The 20,110-nt window shown below is 59.8% G+C and carries 20 protein-coding genes and 1 pseudogene; 8 read left to right on the forward strand and 13 right to left on the reverse strand.

The window, feature by feature from the left end; translation table 11 throughout:
- Nucleotide 1 precedes the first annotated feature (1 nt).
- The 5 genes from arsB to DSM25558_RS14190 are packed head-to-tail and all read right to left on the reverse strand — an operon-like array spanning nucleotide 2 to nucleotide 3,357.
- A complete protein-coding gene (arsB, locus tag DSM25558_RS14170; RefSeq protein WP_077105403.1) occupies nucleotides 2-1,060 on the reverse strand; it encodes an ACR3 family arsenite efflux transporter in 1,059 nt (352 codons plus the stop codon).
- The gene (locus DSM25558_RS14175; RefSeq protein ID WP_077105404.1) at nucleotides 1,060-1,587 is read right to left on the reverse strand and encodes an arsenate reductase ArsC; all 528 of its coding nucleotides are present in this window, start codon (nucleotides 1,585-1,587) and stop codon (nucleotides 1,060-1,062) included. Before DSM25558_RS14175 ends, arsB begins: the two co-directional genes overlap by 1 nt.
- Before the next feature lie 15 nt (nucleotides 1,588-1,602).
- Nucleotides 1,603-2,046 (reverse strand): arsenic resistance N-acetyltransferase ArsN2, encoded by a 444-nt coding sequence (gene arsN2 / locus DSM25558_RS14180; RefSeq protein WP_077105405.1) that lies wholly within the window; start codon nucleotides 2,044-2,046, stop codon nucleotides 1,603-1,605.
- The gene (locus DSM25558_RS14185; protein WP_077105406.1) at nucleotides 2,040-2,393 is read right to left on the reverse strand and encodes an ArsR/SmtB family transcription factor; all 354 of its coding nucleotides are present in this window, start codon (nucleotides 2,391-2,393) and stop codon (nucleotides 2,040-2,042) included. Before DSM25558_RS14185 ends, arsN2 begins: the two co-directional genes overlap by 7 nt.
- Nucleotides 2,394-2,439: 46 nt before the next feature.
- Entirely contained in the window at nucleotides 2,440-3,357 is a 918-nt protein-coding gene (locus DSM25558_RS14190; RefSeq protein ID WP_143240111.1) for a hypothetical protein, read from the reverse strand.
- A 942-nt stretch (nucleotides 3,358-4,299) separates the two neighbouring features.
- Here DSM25558_RS14190 and DSM25558_RS14195 point away from each other — a divergent pair.
- A pseudogene (locus tag DSM25558_RS14195) lies at nucleotides 4,300-4,995 on the forward strand (lactate dehydrogenase); the annotation flags it as partial.
- A gap of 164 nt (nucleotides 4,996-5,159) precedes the next feature.
- Here the strand turns inward: DSM25558_RS14195 and DSM25558_RS14200 are convergent.
- Nucleotides 5,160-5,420, reverse strand: a complete 261-nt coding sequence (locus DSM25558_RS14200) for a hypothetical protein (RefSeq protein ID WP_077105408.1) — start codon at nucleotides 5,418-5,420, stop codon at nucleotides 5,160-5,162.
- 292 nt (nucleotides 5,421-5,712) lie between these two features.
- Here DSM25558_RS14200 and DSM25558_RS14205 point away from each other — a divergent pair, with 292 nt between their 5' ends.
- The 3 genes from DSM25558_RS14205 (at nucleotide 5,713) to DSM25558_RS14215 (ending at nucleotide 9,240) form a co-directional block, all read left to right on the forward strand.
- A complete protein-coding gene (locus DSM25558_RS14205; RefSeq protein WP_077105409.1) occupies nucleotides 5,713-6,030 on the forward strand; it encodes a hypothetical protein in 318 nt (105 codons plus the stop codon).
- A gap of 331 nt (nucleotides 6,031-6,361) precedes the next feature.
- Nucleotides 6,362-8,107 (forward strand): ParB/RepB/Spo0J family partition protein, encoded by a 1,746-nt coding sequence (locus DSM25558_RS14210; protein WP_077105410.1) that lies wholly within the window; start codon nucleotides 6,362-6,364, stop codon nucleotides 8,105-8,107.
- Nucleotides 8,104-9,240 (forward strand): DUF7007 domain-containing protein, encoded by a 1,137-nt coding sequence (locus DSM25558_RS14215; protein ID WP_371479991.1) that lies wholly within the window; start codon nucleotides 8,104-8,106, stop codon nucleotides 9,238-9,240. The genes DSM25558_RS14210 and DSM25558_RS14215 overlap by 4 nt, the downstream gene beginning before the upstream one ends.
- A 5-nt stretch (nucleotides 9,241-9,245) precedes the next feature.
- Here DSM25558_RS14215 and DSM25558_RS29650 read toward each other — a convergent pair whose 3' ends face one another.
- Nucleotides 9,246-9,374, reverse strand: coding sequence for a hypothetical protein (locus DSM25558_RS29650; protein WP_256387067.1), 129 nt, complete (start codon nucleotides 9,372-9,374; stop codon nucleotides 9,246-9,248).
- 138 nt (nucleotides 9,375-9,512) lie between these two features.
- Nucleotides 9,513-9,686 (reverse strand): hypothetical protein, encoded by a 174-nt coding sequence (locus tag DSM25558_RS28850; protein ID WP_159442499.1) that lies wholly within the window; start codon nucleotides 9,684-9,686, stop codon nucleotides 9,513-9,515.
- Between DSM25558_RS28850 and DSM25558_RS14225 the strand changes: the two genes are divergently transcribed.
- The 3 genes from DSM25558_RS14225 (at nucleotide 9,685) to DSM25558_RS14240 (ending at nucleotide 12,469) form a co-directional block, all read left to right on the forward strand.
- Nucleotides 9,685-10,272, forward strand: coding sequence for a hypothetical protein (locus DSM25558_RS14225; RefSeq protein WP_077105411.1), 588 nt, complete (start codon nucleotides 9,685-9,687; stop codon nucleotides 10,270-10,272). The genes DSM25558_RS28850 and DSM25558_RS14225 overlap by 2 nt on opposite strands.
- A 286-nt stretch (nucleotides 10,273-10,558) precedes the next feature.
- Nucleotides 10,559-11,485, forward strand: a complete 927-nt coding sequence (locus DSM25558_RS14230; protein WP_077105412.1) for an ArdC family protein — start codon at nucleotides 10,559-10,561, stop codon at nucleotides 11,483-11,485.
- A gap of 672 nt (nucleotides 11,486-12,157) precedes the next feature.
- Nucleotides 12,158-12,469, forward strand: coding sequence for a DUF736 domain-containing protein (locus tag DSM25558_RS14240; protein ID WP_042615792.1), 312 nt, complete (start codon nucleotides 12,158-12,160; stop codon nucleotides 12,467-12,469).
- 545 nt (nucleotides 12,470-13,014) lie between these two features.
- Here the strand turns inward: DSM25558_RS14240 and DSM25558_RS14245 are convergent.
- From DSM25558_RS14245 to traC, 5 genes are all read right to left on the reverse strand, one after another.
- Nucleotides 13,015-13,263, reverse strand: coding sequence for a WGR domain-containing protein (locus DSM25558_RS14245; protein WP_065661775.1), 249 nt, complete (start codon nucleotides 13,261-13,263; stop codon nucleotides 13,015-13,017).
- Nucleotides 13,264-13,543: 280 nt separating this feature from the next.
- Entirely contained in the window at nucleotides 13,544-14,047 is a 504-nt protein-coding gene (locus DSM25558_RS14250) for a thermonuclease family protein (protein WP_244554195.1), read from the reverse strand.
- A 13-nt stretch (nucleotides 14,048-14,060) separates the two neighbouring features.
- Nucleotides 14,061-16,001, reverse strand: coding sequence for a Ti-type conjugative transfer system protein TraG (gene traG / locus DSM25558_RS14255; protein ID WP_083716462.1), 1,941 nt, complete (start codon nucleotides 15,999-16,001; stop codon nucleotides 14,061-14,063).
- Nucleotides 15,988-16,203 carry a type IV conjugative transfer system coupling protein TraD gene (gene traD, locus DSM25558_RS14260; protein ID WP_065661776.1) on the reverse strand — a complete coding sequence of 72 codons (216 nt, stop codon included), beginning with the start codon at nucleotides 16,201-16,203 and terminating at the stop codon, nucleotides 15,988-15,990. The genes traG and traD overlap by 14 nt, the downstream gene beginning before the upstream one ends.
- 4 nt (nucleotides 16,204-16,207) lie before the next feature.
- Nucleotides 16,208-16,516: a conjugal transfer protein TraC gene (traC, locus tag DSM25558_RS14265; RefSeq protein WP_077105415.1), complete on the reverse strand. Its 309-nt coding sequence runs from the start codon at nucleotides 16,514-16,516 to the stop codon at nucleotides 16,208-16,210.
- Nucleotides 16,517-16,768: 252 nt separating this feature from the next.
- Here traC and traA point away from each other — a divergent pair, with 252 nt between their 5' ends.
- Nucleotides 16,769-20,095 carry a Ti-type conjugative transfer relaxase TraA gene (gene traA, locus DSM25558_RS14270; protein WP_077105416.1) on the forward strand — a complete coding sequence of 1,109 codons (3,327 nt, stop codon included), beginning with the start codon at nucleotides 16,769-16,771 and terminating at the stop codon, nucleotides 20,093-20,095.
- The last annotated feature ends 15 nt before the right edge of the window (nucleotides 20,096-20,110 follow it).

A 20,110-nucleotide genomic window follows, 5' to 3' on the forward strand; every position in this document is an offset into this window, starting at 1 on the left:
GTCAGGTCCTTTCGGTGATGGTGTTGCGGGAAACGGCGGGCGATGCCTCGTACCAGCCCTTTGAGCGGTTCACGATCCAGACGACTGAAAGCATCACCGGCACCTCGATCAGTACACCGACCACTGTGGCAAGTGCCGCGCCCGACTGAAACCCGAACAGGCTGATGGCGGCGGCGACCGCGAGCTCGAAGAAGTTAGAGGCCCCGATAAGTGCCGAGGGGCCAGCCACACAATGCTGCTCGCCTGAAATCCGATTGAGGATGTAAGCGAGGCCGGAGTTGAAATAGACCTGGATCAGGATCGGCACTGCCAGAAGTGCGATGATCGTAGGCTGCGCAATGATCTGCTCGCCCTGGAAGCCAAACAGCAACACCAGCGTCGCCAGCAATGCGACAAGCGACAGCGGCTGAAGCTTGGACAACAGCCGGTCCAACCCGGCGGTGCTCCCGCCGGCCAGCAGGGCACGCCTTAGAACCTGAGAGATCGCGACCGGAATCAGGATGTAGAGGGCCACTGAGATCATGAGGGTGTCCCACGGCACTGTGATCGCAGACAGACCCAGAAGCAGACCCACGATCGGTGCGAAGGCGACAATCATGATAGCGTCGTTGAGTGCGACCTGGGACAGGGTGAAATGAGGTTCGCCCTTCGTCAGGTTGCTCCAGACGAACACCATAGCCGTGCAGGGCGCGGCCGCGAGGATGATCAGGCCCGCGATGTAGGAGTCGATCTGGTCGGCAGGCAGGTATGGCCGGAACAGCCAGCCCACGAACAGCCAGCCCAACAGCGCCATCGAGAACGGCTTGACGGCCCAGTTGATGAACAGCGTCACGCCGATGCCGCGCCAATAGCTACCGACCTTCGACAGTGAGCCGAAGTCGATCTTGAGGAGCATCGGGATGACCATCAGCCAGATCAGCACGGCGACGGGAATGTTCACCTTGGCGATCTCGGCTGCGCCGATCGTTTGGAAAACGCTCGGCATCAGATGACCGAGCGCGATGCCGACGAGAATGCAGAGGAAGACCCAGACAGTGAGATAGCGTTCGAACGCGGACATCAGGCGCTCTTTTCCTGGCTGCTGGTCGACCCTTCCATCTGGCCGATCTGCTTTAGCTTCTGCTCAAGCGCAAGCTTGTCGATCGAAGACAGTGGAAGGCTTAGCAAGGCGCCGATGCGGTTCTTCAGAAAACGGGCGGCCTGTGCGAAAGCTCTCTGGACTTCGATATCCGTTCCCACGACTGCGGCCGGATCCTCGACACCCCAGTGCGCCGTCATTGGATGCCCCAGCCAGACAGGGCATGCTTCACCAGCCGCGCTGTCGCAGACAGTGAAGATGAAATCCATCTGCGGCGCGCCCGGCTCCGCGAACACATCCCAGTTCTTCGAGGAGAAACCGGTAGACGGATAGCCGAGCGCTTCCAGCTCCTTGATCGCATGGGGGTTCACCTCGCCCTTCGGATGGCTCCCCGCGGAGTAGGCTCGAAAGCGACCTTTCCCCTCATGATTCAGGATGGATTCGCCGAGAATAGAACGTGCGGAATTGCCCGTGCACAGGAAGAGCACGTTGTAGATCTTGTCGGTCATGGTCTTGTTCCGTTGTTAGGTCGGGGACCTGTTGAGCTTCATGATGGTCGCAGTCGATGGGCAGATGAAAGAAAGTTGGCGGGTCATGAGCACAGCCGCAGGTACAATGGCCCGCGACACCTCAGAGAAACCGATGGTCGAAAAAAATGGCGCGGCACTCGTCGTCGCGAGATAGATGCCGCCGTTTACATCGAGACCTCGCAACGTTGCCTCAACGATCGCTCGGCCAAACCCACGACCGCGATGCGCCGGCAGCACTACAACGGACCGCAGCAGGTAATCGCCGCTGCACTGTTCGAGGCCGGCATAGCCGACAATCTCGTCGCCACCCGAAACGGCTTCAAAGAAGGTGCGGCCTCCATCTTCGATGTCATCGGTCGGAAGATCTGCGGCGTGCAGCGCTTCGCGGAGACGGGCATTGCTGCCGCGCACTTCGAGTAATGTGATCGCGCTTAACATCGCTTCGCCTCCGGAGCGCAGCAGAGCGTCAACTCCGCGATGAGGGGTGTGCAAAGCTCTGTCGATCCGCCGCAGCAGTCCTTCAGCAGAAAAAGTGTCAGGTCGCGCAGACCGTCGAGGTCGGCCCGATAGATGATTGATCGGCTCTGGCGCTCGCTCTTAACCAAACCGGCACGGGAAAGTGTAGCGAGGTGCGCCGACATGGTGTTCTGCGGGACCTCGAGCAGCCGGGCGAGTTCGCCTGCCGGAATACCGTCGGGTTCGTGCCGCACGAGTAGACGAAACGTCTCGAGGCGCGTGTTCTGAGCTAAGGCCGAAAGGGCCGTTATTGCAGTGATGATTTCCATATATCCAGAATAATAGATATTTTTAGGAAATCAAGCGGACTTGCGGTTATTTAAATGCGTCCGGAGGCAGATCGAAATGTGCTAAGATCAGGCTAAAGAAAGCTTTCTCAAACTTTTTATGCGTCATGGATTGCCAAACAAGCTGCTGTGCAGCCTCTTTCTGGCCGGAAGCAAGAAGCGAGAACGCTCCAAGCAGAATGCGATTTGCATACGTCGTCGGCACCTTGTTCTGAGAAAAACGTGCAGGCTTGTCAAAGATGAGCTGAAGACCGGACACTGCGAACTGAAGTGACATACCGACCGAGTTGGGTACCTCCGAATGCTTGAGGTAGCCGTCGATACCATGATGGTCATTGGCAAGTACGTGCGCGAGAATAATTGCACCGGTCTTGCTTTGATGCTGCGCGCGCTCGCCGCATGCGCTTCCTTCGTATCGGCATAGAGTATCGTGGTGTTTGAAGAAAGAAAATCCCGATAGACGTTCAAGGCTAAGATCGTCAGCGTACATGAACTCCGACGTGTAAGTCCCATTCCAGTACCAGGTACCGTTCCAAAAGCGCAGCGGGCCTTTGTCCCTGTGCGGATCGTAAGGAGTGGATGCTGCGGGCGGAGGCGTCAACGCCGGGTCACAAATCAATATACGGAAGGCGGTCGGGTTGTAGGCTTCGATTGCTTCGATCCAGTAGAAGTTCTTTCCAGCGATGAGTTCTTCCCATTTGAAATGAAAGCCTACCGTCCCATACATCGATCCGCGATGCCAATGATTGGCCGACGACCACACGACGGGGAGCCTTGCAGTATTCAGTCGGCTCTCGTCATATACAAGCCGGGCGGAAATCTTCTTATCATCGATCGTACGGACTGCTTCACGGACATGCATGATCGTGAAGACCTCTTTTAGCTCCCAGGTCTTCCCATACGCAGGAGGCGGTAGCGTTGCCTCATAGTCATCCCACTCTGGCACGCGAAAACCCTTCCTGATGTCGTGGTGTTGTCGTCCACCATCTACAAATATTGCTGTTTCCAGACAATACCTTGGTCCATCGAATAGGAGCAACGCGATTGCCAATCCAATTTGCTTTCAATGCACGCGAGATCTCGCCGCCAGCGTCGCCCCGCGCTCCTCATTACCAAGATTATGTTCATGCCGCTCGGCCAAAGCTCCTCGCGCTGATGGCCCCCCAGCCTGAGGTGAACATAAGTCACCACGGCTCATATTCGTGCTTATGCGGAGCTGCGCATAAGCATGAGTTTTTTCCCTGGGCGGCTCATTGAGCCGCCTTTTGCCGTTCCGGCTGCCGCTTGCGAGCGAGCGGTGGCAAGGGAAGCGCCGCCGGGGCTGGCGAATCCTTTGCAGGATTCACCAATTGCCAACCCCGCCCTTGCCGCCTTTGCTCTTCGCGCCGGACTAAAGGGGTCCGCGAAGAATGCGGAAAGGAAATTAACAAGGGACGATCACCAGGCGATCGGAAAGATGATGAAGCGAACAGATATTGAGGAAATTCGCCAACGGGTCGGGTGCGGAGCGGTTTTGGAGACATCGGGCTTCGCGATCGATGTGAAGGAAAGCACCCGCCGGGCTGTGAAATACCGCCGCGGCGGTGAGATCGTTATCGTCACCCATGGAGGCCAGGGTTGGTTCGATCCGCTAGGCGATGACAAGGGCGACGTGTTCTCACTTGTTGCACGCCTCGACGGAGGCGGCTTCCTGGAGGCGTTGGACCGTGTCGCCGGTCTCATCGGCTTCCAGTCGATAGAACCGGAGTGGATGGCGGCAGCGCCAACAAAAACAGCGATTGCGACGATCCATGATCGATGGATATCGCGTCAGAATCCTCGACCGTCATCTGAAACCTGGCGCTACCTGCGGTTCACGCGCTTCGTACCGGCACGGATTCTGAAGGGTGCCAAGGCGATCGCGTCGGGCGACGAGCGGCTGATGCAGAAGGCAGGACTGGAGGCAGATCTTGCCAGGCTCGAACGGCTGCGCGCAGCTCATGAGGACGACCAATATGCCGTCCGCCGGCAGATGCGTGACGCAGAGCGAGAGATAGAAATCGCCACCCGACGCATCGGGGAGATCGGCCAGGACATCGTGCGACTGGCACCGACCACCGGTGATGCCTTCACCATGATGATACTCGGTGAAGAGCACACCGAGCGCAAGGAGGCGGGCCGAGCGCTGATGAAGGAAATCCTCACGCTTCTTCAGCTCCAGAAAGAAGGTGAAGTTCATCTGGCGACAATCGGCGGCTTTGATCTCGTCTACGAGAGCGAGCGGTTCGGCAAGGGCGATGGCTATCGCTACGAGACCCTGCTCCAGCGCACCGGCGCAGATTACGAGATCGATCTGGCGATCACGGTCACACCGCTCGGTGCCATCTCACGGCTGGAGCACGCACTTGGCGGCTTTGATGAGGAACAGCACCAGTATCGCCAGCGGCTCGAAGATGCCAAGCGGCGATTGGTATCCTATCGTTCGCGAGACGGAGGCGTTTTCGCGTTCGCAGACGAGCTGGAGGACAAGCGGCTGAAGCTGCGGGCAATCGAAGCTCAACTGGCGGCAGATCTGGACGACGAGACCGTCGCGGTGCCTGCATAGCTGCGTTGAATAATAAATGTTTTCCTGATGATCAAAAATCAGGCATAGTGCCTCCAGCTGATGCATATGACGGTCACCTCCCAGTTCCGTCGCAGCAGCTGTTCCCCTCTGGAGGTTTTAAATCTCCACACTTCATGGGCCGCGGTTTCCGCAGGCCCATTTTTTTATTCTTTGTTCGCCTCGTCCGACCATTTCGAGAGGTTTATAACTAGGGGGCTTTTGCGCTGGCCCCTCCGCTCGGCAGTTTGAAGAGCGATTACATCAAGGTACCGTTCGCGCATAGCCTTCATGTCGATATCTCCGCGGGTCCATTCCTCCAGCAAAGCAACGAAGGCAGGATCCTTGTCGATCGGCATACCACGCGCCGCCGCGCGATCAATCACACGCTGCGCGATGGCTCTGCGGGTCTCGGGATTTGTGCTCATGCTGCCTCGCCTGACGTTCGGATAGACGCGAAGATCTATCAGGGGGTAGTCCAGATCGCGACTTGAAATTCTCCTTCGTCAACAACATCTGAGCATCACCTCTCAATGAGACGATGTCCTGCTCACTGCAATCGCAGCGGCGTTTGACGTTGTCCCGGCATCTAAAAAAAAGGCGCTCCCCCAACGGGTCGAGCGCCTTTTTTGCGTCGGAGGCGACCGCAAATGTGGTCCCCCACCTTGACCGAGATCGATTTGCAGACGAGACCTCAATCAATACACTCCGTGGAAAAACATGCCTTTTTTTCTTGTAACGCAGTCATCGCTGGTAGAAGCTCAAGATGAGCGAGAGGCCGCTCAAACGGGGGTCGACCGTCTCCGCTCTGGAGCACAGGTCACCGTTTCGGTAAAATCCGATGAAACAACGATCACGCACATCGTTGTCCCCGCAATGATCGAAGAGCCCCTTCCGGTTCCGCCCTCCGAAACCGCCATGCCCTCGCCTGCTGCTGTTGCTATCCCGGAAGCGGCCTTTGTCGCACCGGAAAACCGGAAACTCATCTTGAAGCGTATGATGGCTGACGCGCTGGCCCTTCTAGGGCGCCGAACCTAGTCGCGCCCTCCAGGCATCGCTGCCCCCAGCATTGATCGTCTTCAAGCGTCGGCTCGAATTGAGACGTGAAAAATGGAAAAAGAAAAGCAGGGAGGATGAACCGATCGCAGACCGGTCCTCCTACCGACGCTGTCGCTCAACCGCGGTCTGCGCGATCCCGGCCGCTTGTCCCGCGCAGGGCTATTAGCCCCGCTCGTCCCGCGCAGCAGGGATGCTCGGCCGCAGTTGCGGCAGTCCGGCCGCTCGGCGGTCCGGGAGGTGTCTTCGAAAAAAAGAAGACAGGAAGGGCCGGCAAGGTGCCGGTCGGTAACCTCTCGAAAGGACTGCTCCCATGCAAATCATGAAGGTTGACCCGCGCGCGCTGAAAGAAAATCCCAACCGTATGCGCCAGTCAAAGTCGTCGCCGCAGGCCGACGCGCTGATGCTGGCCACGATCAAGGCCGTCGGCATCGTCCAGCCTCCCGTCGTCGCACCAGAACCCGATGGCGGAAATGGCTATATCATCGATGCCGGCCATCGCCGCGTGCGCCTTGCCATCGCCGCCGGCCTGGAAGAAATCGAAATCCTTGTTGTGGATGCCGCCAACGATAATGGCGCCATGCGCTCGATGGTCGAAAACTCGGTTCGCGAGGCGCTCAACCCCGTGGATCAGTGGCGCGGCATCGAACGTCTCGTCGCTCTCGGCTGGACCGAAGAAGCAATCGCGGTCGCTCTCGCCCTCCCCGTTCGCCAGATCCGCAAGCTGCGTCTGCTTGCCAATGTCCTGCCGGCAATGCTCGAGCAGATGGCCCTGGGCGACATGCCGTCCGAGCCGCAGCTGCGGATTATCGCGGCAGCAGGCCAGGTGGACCAGAAGGAAGTCTGGAAAGCGCACAAGCCGAAGAAGGGAGACACCGCTCCGTGGTGGCAGATCGCCAATGCGCTTACCAAGAAGCGCATGTACGCCCGCGATGCGAGCTTTGGTGACGATCTGGCCCAGTCTTACGGCATCGAGTGGGTGGAGGACCTTTTCGCGCCGGCCGACGAGGACGGGCGCTACACCACCAATGTCGAGGGCTTTCTCGGTGCCCAGCATGAATGGATGACGAGCAACCTTCCCAAGCGCGGCGGAATTGTTGAGGTCAACAGCTGGGGCCAGCCAGAGCTGCCGAAGAAGGCCTCCCAGGTGTATGGCAAGCCCTCCAAGTCCGATCACACGGCGCTCTATCTGGATCGTGAGGGCAAGGTGCAGTCCGTGCATTACCGCATGCCGGAGGTGGCGAAGCCGAAGGGGGCTGCTGGTGACGGATCGGTCGCTAGTGGCGACGATGCCGATGCAATCACCATGTCGAGGGCCCGGCCCGACGTCACGCAGAAGGGTCATGACATGATCGGTGATTTCTGCACCGACGCCCTACATGACGCACTCGGTCGCGCGCCGATCGAGGATGACATGCTGATGGCGCTGACGGTGCTCGCCTTCGCCGGGCAGAATGTTCGCGTCGACTCCGGTGCGGATGGGACGTTCTACGGCGGAAAACGCTTTTCGCGCCATGCGGTCGGACTGTTTGACGAGCATGGCAAGCTCGCCTTCGATCAGGAGCAGCTCCGGGTCGCGGTCCGCTCCGTGCTGATCGATGTTCTCTCGTGCCGCCGCGGCATGTCGAACAGCGGCATGGTCTCGCGCATCGCCGGCGTCGCGATCGGCGCGGACGAATTCATGCCGAACATGGGTTCGGAGGAGTTCCTCTCGTGCCTGTCCCGGCAGGCGCTGGAAGCGTCTTGCGCCGAAGCGGCCGTTCAGCCGAGGCAGAAGGTCCGCGAAACCCGCGCGGCGCTCGTGGAGCATTTCGCAAATGACCGTTTTGTCCATCCGTCCGGCCGTTTCGCGCCAACGGCAGACGAGCTGCTCGAATGGATCCGTGCAGGCGCTGCCACGGATTTGGTCGGCGCTGGGTCCCAGGATGATAGGGATAACGATCTCGATGACCCATCGGACGATCAGACCGAGCAAGAAGCCGACGATGTGGTCGATAGGGTGCCGCAGGATGCGGATCTTCCGGACCACGACGACCGCGACCAGAGGGCAGCCGCATGATCGCCGCTGTCCAGTCGAACATGGCTGCATCCACCCCCGATCTTTCGGGGGTGGAGTTTGCTACCAGCGCGGACGGCCTGCCCGTCGCCCGCATTGGTGATCTAGTCCTTGCTATGGTCTTTTCACCCAGTGGATTTTCTTATCTTGGCCGTGCCGTCGCCGTTCGGCGGCCGCTTGCAGAACTAACACGGGCCGACTTCATAGGGCATGACGGTCAGATCGCTGACGAAGCCGAATTCCGGTCGCGCGTCGCTGAGACTGCCGGGCATAAACGCGATCTCGCTAGCCTCGATCGTGTGCGGACCCGCATGTCAGCGAGTACCCCATGGGGTGGATCGCAGATGGCGGTCATTTATAGCGATGGCATCGTCTTCCACATGACCTCCGGCCACGGTGGTCTCCATCTCTCAGCTGATCGTAACACCAAAGTCCATCCTTTGTTACGCAAGGACACGCCGTGGTACGAGGAGGACTGTGAGTGGGCGATCGTGGCTGTTACCTTCCCGGACCTGTTCACCGCCTATGAGCGGTCCATGGCCGAGAAGACCGTTCGCAATATCTGGCCCGACGCCTGGGAGATGATCCACGGCTGCGTGCTGGCCGAGGGCGAGAGCTGGGCCAAGGACCGTCGGGCGTTCGATCAACGTCACAGGAACGACTTCGTTGTCACCTCTGCGATCCTATCTGGCGAACACGCTGGCATGATCGAGGTCGTGGCGGTCGTTAATAGTGACCGAAAGCCAGGCAACCATCGGCGTCGCTTCCTTGTCCCCAGTGAGGAGTATGCTGGTCGCGGCCGGTTCGGTTTTGTCATCAATCACGCGCGTCACGTCGAATATGACGGGCCATCCTCTTTCGTTGGTTGGGAAAGCCGGGGGGTGGGCCATGATCGACCTCCGCACTTTGAACGTGGCGAAAGCAATCGGCGCTCGGCGCGAGACCCAGCTGCATCTCGATTGTTTGACGCGGCAGATTGCGGCGCGCGCCGGAAGACAGGCGACGACGGTGAGGGTCTGGAGCCGGGCGCGGCGCCGATCGGATCCTCGTATTTACCGTCAGGAGCTCGTGGACTGCCTCACCTTCGAGCATTGGGCCGAACTCGACATGATCGCTCGCAGAATGGCGATGAATGAGCTGGTCATCGGTGAATGCCAACGTCGCGATCATGAGCCTGTGCATCATCCGCCGATATAGGCGGACCCGAAACGAAGGCGCTGGTGCTGGACTTGCCTGGCTTCGATGTCATAGGCACGGCGGTCTTGGCCATGGTACCGTCTCGTTGCTGGGGACTGGCATCGGGCCCGTGCCGAACTGCCCTTCTTGTGCTGCGGTCTGAACCGGCGGTCGGTCGTTTCAAGGCCGCTGTCGCGCCGCATGGCGGCCGATCCAACCTCACTGCGCGAGGTCAGGCTCGCGGTCTGCTCAGGTCAAAACCTGCTGGCCCGCAACCCTGCCCTGCTGGCTCAGTCGGATCGGACCTGTGAAACCGCCCGTCCCTTGCCGGTTCTTGGTCGTCCGCATCGAAGGGCAGACCGGCACGGGCCGGAACCGCTTCAGCAGTCAAGGAAGGAATAGACATGGCCAAGTCCGCCACTCCCAACCGCTCCAACGCCAGGTTTTCGCAACCTCGCCGCGGCACCACCCTCGAAATGGTCCGCCTCTCCTGCCCCGACGTCACCCAGGCAATCAAGATCGCCGAAAGCTTCGGCACTACGTTCGTCGACAGCGATGGCATCCGCAACCTCCACGAGCGGCTGATCGTCGAGACCGCCGACAGCCTCTCCGAAGGTTTGGGCGAGAAGGCCATGCAGATACACCTGCAGCGCATCGTCGGAGCCTTCGTCGGATCGGCGCATGGCGCCGGGCAGTTCTACTCCCGCGCCGTCACGGAAGCGCGCGACGCAACCGCGAAGGCGTCGAACGACGCCCGTGACGAGGACCTCGATGGTCCAGTCGGCTACGAAAGCGCCGCCCAGCGCAAGCGAGAATTCGCGGCCGACATGGGCATCCAGGCCCATTCACTCAGGATGGCGGCAGAGGGGACAGTTGCCGCCTACGAACAGGTTATCGGCGAGACTTGGAAGCCCTTCGAACGCCCGGTCGAAAATCCGGGTGCCAGTCTCGACCGCAAGGCGGCGGAAGTTCAGATGGATGCTCTCGGCTGATCCCAACCGGCGGGGCTCCGGCCCCGCTCATTTCCTTTCTTTCGAATCGGGCGGGCCTAGTCGGGGTCGGCCCATTCCATGTTGAGATTTGAACCCGGAGAGCGCCCGGTTGATAGCGGTCCGTCCCGGCCGGTGCTCCTGCAGGAGACGGTCTTCGCGCGCAACGGCTTTGCCGTCCTCCTCTTCGTTCCGGCCCCTTGGGTGCGCACGAGATCCTTTGCCTCCTGCTTCAGGACCTCCGTGACGAACCGCGATCGGCGCGGTCGGACAAGAAGGAGAAATGAAGATGACCAGGAAATCGGCAGGCGACCGCAGCGACATCTATTCTCGCGTCACCGATCGAATCGTGACCGATCTCGAACAAGGCGTTCGACCATGGATGATGCCGTGGAGTGTTGCCCACACACAGGGGCGCATCACCCGACCGTTGAGGCATAATGGCCTGCCCTATTCAGGAATGAACGTGCTGCTTCTCTGGTCGGAGGGGGTAGCGCGGGGTTTCTCCTCACCGATGTGGATGACATTCAAGCAGGCGCTCGAAGTCGGGGCTTGTGTGCGCAAGGGCGAAACGGGCTCGACTGTCGTTTTCGCCAGCCGCTTCACAAAATCCGAAAGCGACGGTTTAGGCAATGAGATCGACCGTGAGATTCCTTTTCTCAAAACATACTCGGTCTTCAACATCGAACAGATCGATGGACTTCCCGATTACTACTACGGGCAGCCTGCTGAGAACCTTGATCCCCTAGAGCGGATCGAGCAGGCCGATCGCTTCTTCCTCAATATAGGTGCCCTGATCCGACATGGCGGCGGTCAGGCCTACTATTCGCCGGTGACGGATCATATTCAGATGCCGCCGTTCGAGACGTTTCGCGATGCTGCGGCTTATGTGGCGACGCTCAGCCATGAAGCCACGCACTGGACGGCACATCCTTCCCGTGTCGGCCGCGATCTCAGCCGCTACGCGAGGGACAAAAGCGAGCGCGCCCGCGAAGAGTTGATTGCAGAACTCGGGAGTTGCTTCCTGTGTGCCGATCTTGGCATTGTTCCGGAACTGGAGCCGCGACCCGATCACGCCTCCTACCTGCAGTCCTGGCTGCGCGTGCTGTTAGGCGACAAGCGCGCCATCTTTCAGGCAGCGGCACATGCGCAGCGCGCTATGAGTTATCTTCATGATCTGCAGCGGGTAGCCGAGGCTGGAACCAAGGCGGCTTGAAGCCAACCATTCTGTCAGCAACGGAGGTAATCATCGCAGGCCGTCGTTGCCACGACCCGACACCGTTCAAGTGCGGGACCTGTTGCAGCGAAGATCCAGCTTCCCACAGACCGAGGGCTGGCCAGTATAGGACGTGAGTCCACGGGATGGCTCTCGTTCAACAGTTATTGGCTTTGTGTCCTGACGAATGGATCCTCATGGCGACGTCACCGACGAACGAGCGCGCGCGAATACTTCCATGTAACCGGCTCCTCTCATGAGATGGGTTTTCGCTGGGGATGGGTGATGATCGACGGATTGTCCGAGGCGATTATTCCAAGATTGCCCTTCTCGCAGGGGCCAAGTCCCGAGATCGCCATAGCGATATCCCTCCACCTGTTTCCGGGGCTCCATCTGCGGGCTCGATGGGGCATGTCTGACCGGAGACCGGCTGCGCCTCGATCATTTTCCCGCAACGACCGTCTGTAACTTTCTTCCCCAGCGAACTGCGTTCGCATTCCTCGCGCACAACAAAGTTTCCTCCGGCCGCCCTTCATTGCATTGCGGCCCTGTGCCACCCCATCGCGTAAGGCGCGAAGGGGACCCCGGCGGGTGCGGTCCGATCGTCCCCGGTCTTTGCGACTGCCATCGAGGCCGCAATGGTGCGGCCCGAACAAGCAAAGGAACACCACCATGGCAACCATCGGCACTTTCAACTCCACAGAAACTGGCTTCACAGGCTCCATCCGCACCCTCGCCCTCAACGTCAAGGCCCGTATCTCTCGCGTCGAAAACCCCTCGGACAAGGGCCCGCAGTTCCGCATCTACGCAGGCGCTGTCGAGCTGGGTGCGGCCTGGCAGAAGCGATCCACTGAGAGTGATCGCGACTACCTCTCGGTCAAGCTGGACGACCCGAGTTTCCCTGCTCCGATATACGCAACCCTGACCGAAGTCGAAGGCGAAGATGGTTACCAGCTGATCTGGTCCCGACAGAACCGCGATTGAGGCATTGAGGCTCCGCCCATCGGGCGGGCCTCTTCCCTCGGACTATGGAGCCAGGAACGGGCGTCGTCCGGCCCGGCTTTTTTGGTGCCACACGGAATCGGGAAATAGCTGCTCAGATCGAGCGAGGTTGCCGGCCGAGGCGACCGCGACAAGGACTAGCGGTTCCCCCAATTTCTCGCGATCGCTTTATGAGCGCCCGCATTTAATGGTCTGTGTTGCCAGGGAGGTCAGCCGTGTTCCCAATTGATCAGTCCAATGACGCGATCACTTTTATACAGGCTTGCCGGATGTGGAGACCGACCTCTGTGGAGTAATCGCGCCTTTGAGCATGGGGCAAACACCTGCCTCGGCAACTTTGCGCCAACTGCTGACTTAAGTAAGCGTGTCTTTTGGCCACGCAATCGATGATTTTGTAGCCACTTTCCTTTCACGAGCGTCCTTAGGGCGCATCTTGGCCTCGAATAGCCATTTGTAGCTCTGATCAGGGTGCGCCAACTGTTCGAAATCATACCCGCGATGTTGCGTGTCTATCATCTCTGCCGTCTTTACGCCGATCTCGGCACATAGCCGCGCGATTTTTTGTGCCGGGCAAGGTCGAGAAAGAGCACCACAGCATCGTGCTCGTTTTCGAAATGATGCACAATGCTCTGCCCGGACGCTCCAATGCGGCCCCAGCGCCGGATGAGGCAGGGCTCTCCGAACAAGCTTCGGGAGATTTCCATGGCATAGAACCGGGCCATGTTTTTCGTCGGGTCCGTTCGTTCTGTATAGATGTGGTAGGGTTGGTAGATCATACGGACAGATTCGCCGATCCTGCCTTTCTCGTCCAACGAGAGTTATGAATCGGTCGACACCATTCGATTCATTATTGTGATGAAACAGCCCGCCGAATAATCGGGCGAGACGGCTTCGTCCTACGGCTCTACTCGCTTTGCTCCCCGAACCCGGCTATGCGGTTTCGGCCGTTCGGTAAAGATCCTCTCGCCGTCGGACGTCGCATTAGGCACGACTTGCTAGAGCGGACCGGGCTGCAGAAAGACCATGCCGCGAGTGGGTACGATAGAACTAATCAAATCAATTGCACCACGGTCGTCTACGACCGTCCCACCGGCGTGCGAGGTTTTCCTCCACGAGCACAGTACCAATCGAGCGGCCATTCCTGGTGATGATCCTCAGATCGCGACCGAAGCGGTCATGGTCCCTGCCAGTGGCGGTAATTGAGAACTTTCCGCCGTTGAGAAGCGCAAGCAGCCGCTGCTTTGCCGCTTCCCCTTTCGCGCGCTCGACCTCGCATCGGGGCGGGCTGAGTTCAGGCGCGTCGATATCGGCGATCCGGATTTTCTTGGCGTGAAACCAAAATGTATCGCCGTCAACGACGCAGTTTACGCGGCGACTTTTCCCGCAGATAGAAAAATCGGCCGACTGTGTGTCAAGCGACAGCGGAGAGGCCATCGCAGTCGAAGCAAAAATTCCAAGATCGACGCCCAACGCCGTGTATGCAGCACCGGCTACGATTGCGACCAGCAGCGCTACACCGGCATCTTTCGCACCTACCCGCCACCCCATCCTGTGTGTCACGTCACTTTCCACTTCATTTTGTTTTTGTTGGTGGCACAGATGCGTTGGAATGGAAACGGTTCCCGTCGACGCAAGCCCTCATGTCATCTCGCCGGAACCAGATAGCTCGTCCGCATCGGAGCGGTGCATTTCCTGCGGTAAAGACGATCTGTTCGTCCGCACGCATGCGTAACACTTCATGAGGCTGGATGAGTGGCCTGGCAGCGAGTTGCTTCGAGCGCGTTCGCGATGATCCCTTTGCCTGCGAACTGAGGCTGATCTGGTCTATTTCCACCGTGGTCATACCGCAGCGTCTGGAGATGTAATCGGCTGTCTCGGGATCGTTGATACCGGCAAACGAAATCCAGCTGGCACTCTCGAACCACTTGCTCGCCGCGTCGCGACCGCCATAGGTTTCGCGCATCTGGCCAATGGATTGGTAGATCATCGTCAGGGTGATGCCGTATTTGCGTCCGGCGTCGCGCGCGGTTTCGATGATCCGCATGTAACCGAGGCGGGCCACCTCGTCGAGAAGAAACAGCGCACGCCCCTTCATCTGACCGTCACGATTGTAGATGGCATTGAGAAACGAGCCGATAATGACCCGGGCGAGACCGGAATGGGTCTCCAAGGTCTTGAGGTCAATATTGATGAAGACGTCGGTGTTTCCTGCCGCGATATCGCTGGTCGAGAACTTCTTTCCCGAAACGAGGCCGGCATAGTTCGGATAGGAAAGCCAGTGTGTTTCCTTGACCGCATTTGCATAGACACCCGAGAAGGTTTCCGGCGTCATGTTGACAAAGGCTGCGACATTTTCCTTCACGAAGTCCGAGCCCGAATTGTCGTAGACATCCTGAAGCCGCTTGCGCAACGTCGGCTCCGGCTCAGAGAGGTTCATGCGCACCTGTCGAAGCGTCTGGTTCTTTTCGTCCGTATGACCGGACAGGCAAACATCGGCAATCAGCGCTGTCAGCAGTTGCAGTGCCGATGCGCGGAAAAAGTCGTCACGCACCCCGCGCACGCCGCTGCTATCACTCATGATCCATGAGGCAACGGAGGCAATGTCCTCTTCCTTGGTTCCGCCGAAACGTCCAACCCAGTCGAGGGCGTTGAAACCGACGTCGGGCGTCTTTGGATCGAGGACAAACACGTCCCTCCCCGCTCCGCCGCGATGCGCAGAGACCATCGGTGCGACCTCGTTCGAGGGGTCGAGTACGATCAGCGTGCCACCCCATTTCAGTGCCGTTGGAATTGTTACGGACGTCGTTTTGAAGCCGCCGGACCCGGCAAAAACGATCCCGTGCGACGAGCCAAACGAGCCGTCGAAGCACAGCAATGGCGACTTGCCACCGGCACCCCATGTCTCAGCGCTGTCGGCTCGAAACGCCCGAACTCCGACACTGTCCTTGTCTACCCGATAGTGCTCGCCGATGACGATGCCACCCTTTTGGGCAAACAACTTCGCGGCTTCCGTCAGTTTCATCCAATCCGCTTCCCCATGGAGCGCGCGCTTGCCATGAATGCGTTTCGGCTCGGGCCGTGCGAAAGCGGCGTTGCCCGTCAGTATAACGCGGATTGCCAAGCAGGCGCACATCAGTGCTACGCCCGCTCCGATCGCTGTTGCCGGATCAAGAAAGGCAAAGACCGTCTTGTCGGTTGGCAGCGTCTTCGTAAAGGCAGCAAGGCGCATCGTCTCGCGGACCGCTGCGACCAGGATCGTCCCACCGCATCCGGCAAGGACGCCCCAACCTGCCTGCTTTATATTGATCGAGCCGGCGCTCGCGAACAGGAACAGAACTCCGGTTACCGCACTTGCCACATAGGGCAATGCGATCCCCGCCCGCCCCCAAGCCTGTCGCACGGCCTCGCTCTTACCCAGACCGGAAAGCCATTGCTCGATCCCCGTCATTCCGATGACAGTCAGGATCATCAACGTCCCTGGTGCGACCACGAGCGCAACCCTACTGATGGTCATCGCCGAAGGCCTCCACACCGATTGCCGTAAGCCTGGAGCGCTCCTCCTCGTCGCCTTTCATTCTGCGAGCAGCATCGAGAAGCGCGCCCAGCAACAGCGCGCGCTTCTCATAACGCAGCCCGGCTTTGACGATCAGGCCGCCGAGCTCGATCTTTTCGCGCGTGTCCTTCTTGCGGGCGTCGGATGTCATCGTTCTCGCCATACGCTTAAGCCTCACCACCGCTGCCCGGGCCCGCGCGAGATGCGTCCGCCTCGCTCGACGCTTCTCCGCTGCTGTCGCCGGTGCTCTTCTTCCATCCGCTCGTGCCGCCCTTGTCTGCCCTATTGCCTGCGCGAAATCGTTTCGCCAGTTGCTCAAACGCTGCCTGAAGTTCCACCTCGTCGATTTCGATCTCGCCAAGACCCGCCTTGAGCGCGACCCTTCCGATCCGCTCGGCTTCTCTCGTCTCGGCAAGTTTGAGGTGTTCCTGCAGCTTTGCGATTTCATCGCGGATTTTCGAGGATGGCTTCTTCATGTCCGATCGTCTCCTGGGTGAGAAAGCTTGTCTTTCGAACCCAGTTTTTCGGAATGGAGTGCGGGACGCACTACTGTGAATCCTACAATCGCCAACGGCGATGCTTTCGAGAATGATCCCGGCCGTTCGAAGGACGGCTTCCAAGGGCGCAATTATACGTCGCTGGCGCGACGTGTTGCTGACAGAGCCTGATAACGCCGCCGCTCCCGACGAACGCTTTGATGTCGTTCGCAACCGGGAGAGAACTCCGCCGTGGCCGTCCCGCACTTCTCCGTCAGCATCGTCGCCCGTGGCTCCGGCCGCAGCGCCGTCCTGTCGGCGGCCTACCGGCATTGCGCCAAGATGGAGTTTGAGCGGGAAGCCCGGACGATCGACTACACCCGCAAGCAGGGGCTCCTGCATGAGGCGTTCGTGGTCCCTGATGACGCGCCGGAATGGGTGCGCAGCATGATTGCCGATCGCTCGGTCGCTGGCGCATCCGAGGCTTTCTGGAACAAGGTGGAGGACTTCGAAAAGCGATCCGACGCACAACTCGCAAAGGACGTCACCATCGCCTTGCCGCTCGAGCTGACGGCCGCGCAGAACATCGCGCTCATGCGCGACTTTGTGACAAGCCACATCACCGAAAAGGGCATGGTCGCCGACTGGGTCTACCACGACGCCCCCGGCAATCCCCACGTCCATCTCATGACCACATTGCGCCCGCTGACCGAAGACGGTTTCGGTTCGAAGAAGGTCGCGGTAACAGGCCCGGATGGCACGCCAATCCGCAATGATGCCGGCAAGATCGTCTATCAGCTATGGGCTGGCAACACGGAGGATTTCAACGCGTTTCGCGACGGCTGGTTTGCCTGCCAGAACAGACATCTGGCGCTCGCCGGTCTCGATCTGCGCATCGATGGCCGATCCTTCGAAAAGCAGGGGATCGATCTCGAGCCAACCCTTCACCTCGGCGTCGGCACCAAAGCCATCGCGCGCAAGGCCGAGCGGTCCGACCACACGTCGCAGACCTCAACTTCCAACCTCGAACGCATCGAGATCCAGGAGCAGCGTCGCAGCGAAAACGCCCGCCGTATCCAGCGCCGTCCGGAGATCGTGCTCGACCTGATCACGCGCGAGAAGAGCGTGTTCGACGAGCGCGATGTCGCGAAGGTCCTGTACCGCTATATCGACGATGTCGCTCTCTTCCAAAGTCTGATGGTTCGCATTCTGCAAAGCCCGGAAGCGCTCCGGCTGGAACGCGAGCGGATCAACTTTACGACTGGCATTCGTTCTCCAGCAAAGTACACCACGCGCGAGATGATCCGGCTTGAAGCCGAGATGGCCAATCGTGCGATCTGGCTTTCCGGCAGCACCTCCCATGGTGTCCGGGAGGCAGTGCTGCAGGCGACCTTTGCGCGCCATTCCCGTCTGTCGAAGGAGCAGCGAACGGCGATCAGCCATGTCGCTGCGCCCGCGCGGATTGCCGCTGTCATCGGTCGCGCTGGCGCTGGCAAGACCACGATGATGAAGGCAGCGCGCGAGGCCTGGGAAGCGGCCGGCTATCGTGTGGTCGGCGGAGCCCTGGCTGGCAAAGCCGCCGAAGGTTTGGAGAAAGAAGCGGGCATCGTTTCCCGCACGCTGTCGTCGTGGGAGCTTCGCTGGAACCAGGGACGCAACCAGCTCGACGACAGATGCGTCTTCGTCCTGGACGAAGCCGGCATGGTGTCGTCACGGCAAATGGCGCTGTTGGTCGAAACCGTCACCAAGGCCGGTGCCAAGCTCGTCCTTGTCGGCGATCCGCAACAGCTTCAACCGATCGAAGCGGGTGCTGCCTTCCGTGCGATCGCCGATCGCATCGGCTATGCCGAACTCGATACGATCTATCGTCAGCGCCAGGAATGGATGCGCGACGCTTCGCTTGATCTGGCGCGCGGTAACGTCGGCCAAGCGGTCGATACCTATCGCGCACATGGACATGTCAGGGGATCGGACCTCAAGGCACAGGCGGTCGAGCGCCTGATCGCCGACTGGGATCGCGATTATGATCCTTCCAGGACCAGCCTGATCCTCGCACACCTTCGTCGTGACGTGCGAAAGCTCAACGACATGGCCCGCGCCAGACTTGTCGAGCGCGGTGTTCTCGAAGACGGCTTTGTGTTCAGGACAGAGGACGGATCTCGCATGTTCGCGACCGGCGACCAGATCGTGTTCCTCAAGAACGAGGGCAGCCTTGGCGTCAAGAACGGCATGCTCGCAAAAGTGCGTGAGGCTGCACCCGGACGGATTGTTGCCGAGGTTGGAGACGGCGAGCATCGTCGCCAGGTCACGGTGGAGCAGCGCTTCTACAACACTCTCGATCATGGTTATGCGACGACGATCCACAAAGCCCAGGGCGCCACCGTCGACCGGGTGAAGGTCCTGGCATCCCTCTCGTTGGACCGGCATCTCACCTATGTGGCCATGACCCGCCACCGTGAGGATCTCGCCGTCTACTACGGCAGTCGCTCCTTTGCCAAGGCGGGCGGCCTCATTCCAATCCTGTCGCGCCAAAACGCCAAGGAGACGACCCTCGATTACGAGCAGAGCACTCTCTACGGCCACGCCTTGCGATTTGCCGAGGCCCGCGGCCTGCATCTCATGAACGTCGCCCGCACGATCGCACATGATCGTCTTCAATGGGCCGTCCGGCAGAAACACAAACTCGCCGACCTCGGCACCCGTCTTGCCGCCATCGGCACAGCGCTCGGGCTTGGCCGCGGCAGCAACAAACACGCCATCACCGATACAATCAAGGAGGCCAGGCCCATGGTATCAGGCATCACCATCTTCCCGACATCGCTCGACCAGGCTGTCGAAGACAAGCTCGCCGCGGACCCCGGTCTCAAGATGCAATGGGACGACGTCTCGACCCGCTTCCATTTCGTTTATGCGAACCCGCAAGCAGCCTTCAAGGCCATTGATGTCGATGCTATGATCAAGGACCAGTCGGTCGCGCAGTCCACGCTGGCAAAAATCGCGCACGAGCCAGAAAGCTTCGGCACCCTCAAGGGCAAGACCGGTCTTCTCGCCAGCCGTGCCGACAGGCAGGACCGGGAAAAAGCCATCGCCAATGTGCCGGCGCTCTCCAGAAATCTTGAACGCTACCTTCGTGAGCGGGCCGAGGCCGAAATCAAACATGAGACGCAGGAGCGCGCGGTTCGGCTGAAGGTTTCGGTCGACATCCCGGCGCTCTCCCCATCTGCCAGGCAAACGCTTGAACGCGTGCGCGATGCCATCGATCGCAACGATTTGCCCGCAGGTCTCGAATACGCGCTCGCCGACAAAATGGTGAAGGCCGAACTCGAAGGCTTCGCCCGGGCTGTGTCCGAGCGTTTCGGGGAACGGACCTTCCTGCCGTTGGCCGCGAAAGACACTGACGGCAAGACATTCGAGACCGTCACAGCAGGCATGACGACCGGCCAGAAGGCGGAGGTCCAGTCCGCCTGGAATTCCATGCGGACAGTGCAGCAGCTTGGCGCGCATGAACGAACGACCGAAGCGCTCAAACAGGCCGAAACCCTGCGACAGACGAAAAGCCAGGGGCTCTCGCTGAAATGAGGGCGGGAAATGAAA

Source organism: Agrobacterium sp. DSM 25558, from assembly GCF_900100825.1.
GTDB lineage: Bacteria > Pseudomonadota > Alphaproteobacteria > Rhizobiales > Rhizobiaceae > Agrobacterium.

Excerpts from the sequence above, each read along its gene's own strand:
- arsB (WP_077105403.1), bottom strand. The coding sequence starts at position 1,060 with ATGTCCGCGTTCGAACGCTATCTCACTGTCTGGGTCTTCCTCTGCATT.
- DSM25558_RS14175 (WP_077105404.1), bottom strand. The coding sequence starts at position 1,587 with ATGACCGACAAGATCTACAACGTGCTCTTCCTGTGCACGGGCAATTCC.
- arsN2 (WP_077105405.1), bottom strand. The coding sequence starts at position 2,046 with ATGTTAAGCGCGATCACATTACTCGAAGTGCGCGGCAGCAATGCCCGT.
- DSM25558_RS14185 (WP_077105406.1), bottom strand. The coding sequence starts at position 2,393 with ATGGAAATCATCACTGCAATAACGGCCCTTTCGGCCTTAGCTCAGAAC.
- DSM25558_RS14200 (WP_077105408.1), bottom strand. The coding sequence starts at position 5,420 with ATGAGCACAAATCCCGAGACCCGCAGAGCCATCGCGCAGCGTGTGATT.
- DSM25558_RS14205 (WP_077105409.1), top strand. The coding sequence starts at position 5,713 with ATGCCTTTTTTTCTTGTAACGCAGTCATCGCTGGTAGAAGCTCAAGAT.
- DSM25558_RS14210 (WP_077105410.1), top strand. The coding sequence starts at position 6,362 with ATGCAAATCATGAAGGTTGACCCGCGCGCGCTGAAAGAAAATCCCAAC.
- DSM25558_RS14215 (WP_371479991.1), top strand. The coding sequence starts at position 8,104 with ATGATCGCCGCTGTCCAGTCGAACATGGCTGCATCCACCCCCGATCTT.
- DSM25558_RS29650 (WP_256387067.1), bottom strand. The coding sequence starts at position 9,374 with ATGGCCAAGACCGCCGTGCCTATGACATCGAAGCCAGGCAAGTCCAGC.
- DSM25558_RS14225 (WP_077105411.1), top strand. The coding sequence starts at position 9,685 with ATGGCCAAGTCCGCCACTCCCAACCGCTCCAACGCCAGGTTTTCGCAA.
- DSM25558_RS28850 (WP_159442499.1), bottom strand. The coding sequence starts at position 9,686 with ATGTCTATTCCTTCCTTGACTGCTGAAGCGGTTCCGGCCCGTGCCGGT.
- DSM25558_RS14230 (WP_077105412.1), top strand. The coding sequence starts at position 10,559 with ATGACCAGGAAATCGGCAGGCGACCGCAGCGACATCTATTCTCGCGTC.
- DSM25558_RS14240 (WP_042615792.1), top strand. The coding sequence starts at position 12,158 with ATGGCAACCATCGGCACTTTCAACTCCACAGAAACTGGCTTCACAGGC.
- DSM25558_RS14245 (WP_065661775.1), bottom strand. The coding sequence starts at position 13,263 with ATGATCTACCAACCCTACCACATCTATACAGAACGAACGGACCCGACG.
- traG (WP_083716462.1), bottom strand. The coding sequence starts at position 16,001 with ATGACCATCAGTAGGGTTGCGCTCGTGGTCGCACCAGGGACGTTGATG.
- traD (WP_065661776.1), bottom strand. The coding sequence starts at position 16,203 with ATGGCGAGAACGATGACATCCGACGCCCGCAAGAAGGACACGCGCGAA.
- traC (WP_077105415.1), bottom strand. The coding sequence starts at position 16,516 with ATGAAGAAGCCATCCTCGAAAATCCGCGATGAAATCGCAAAGCTGCAG.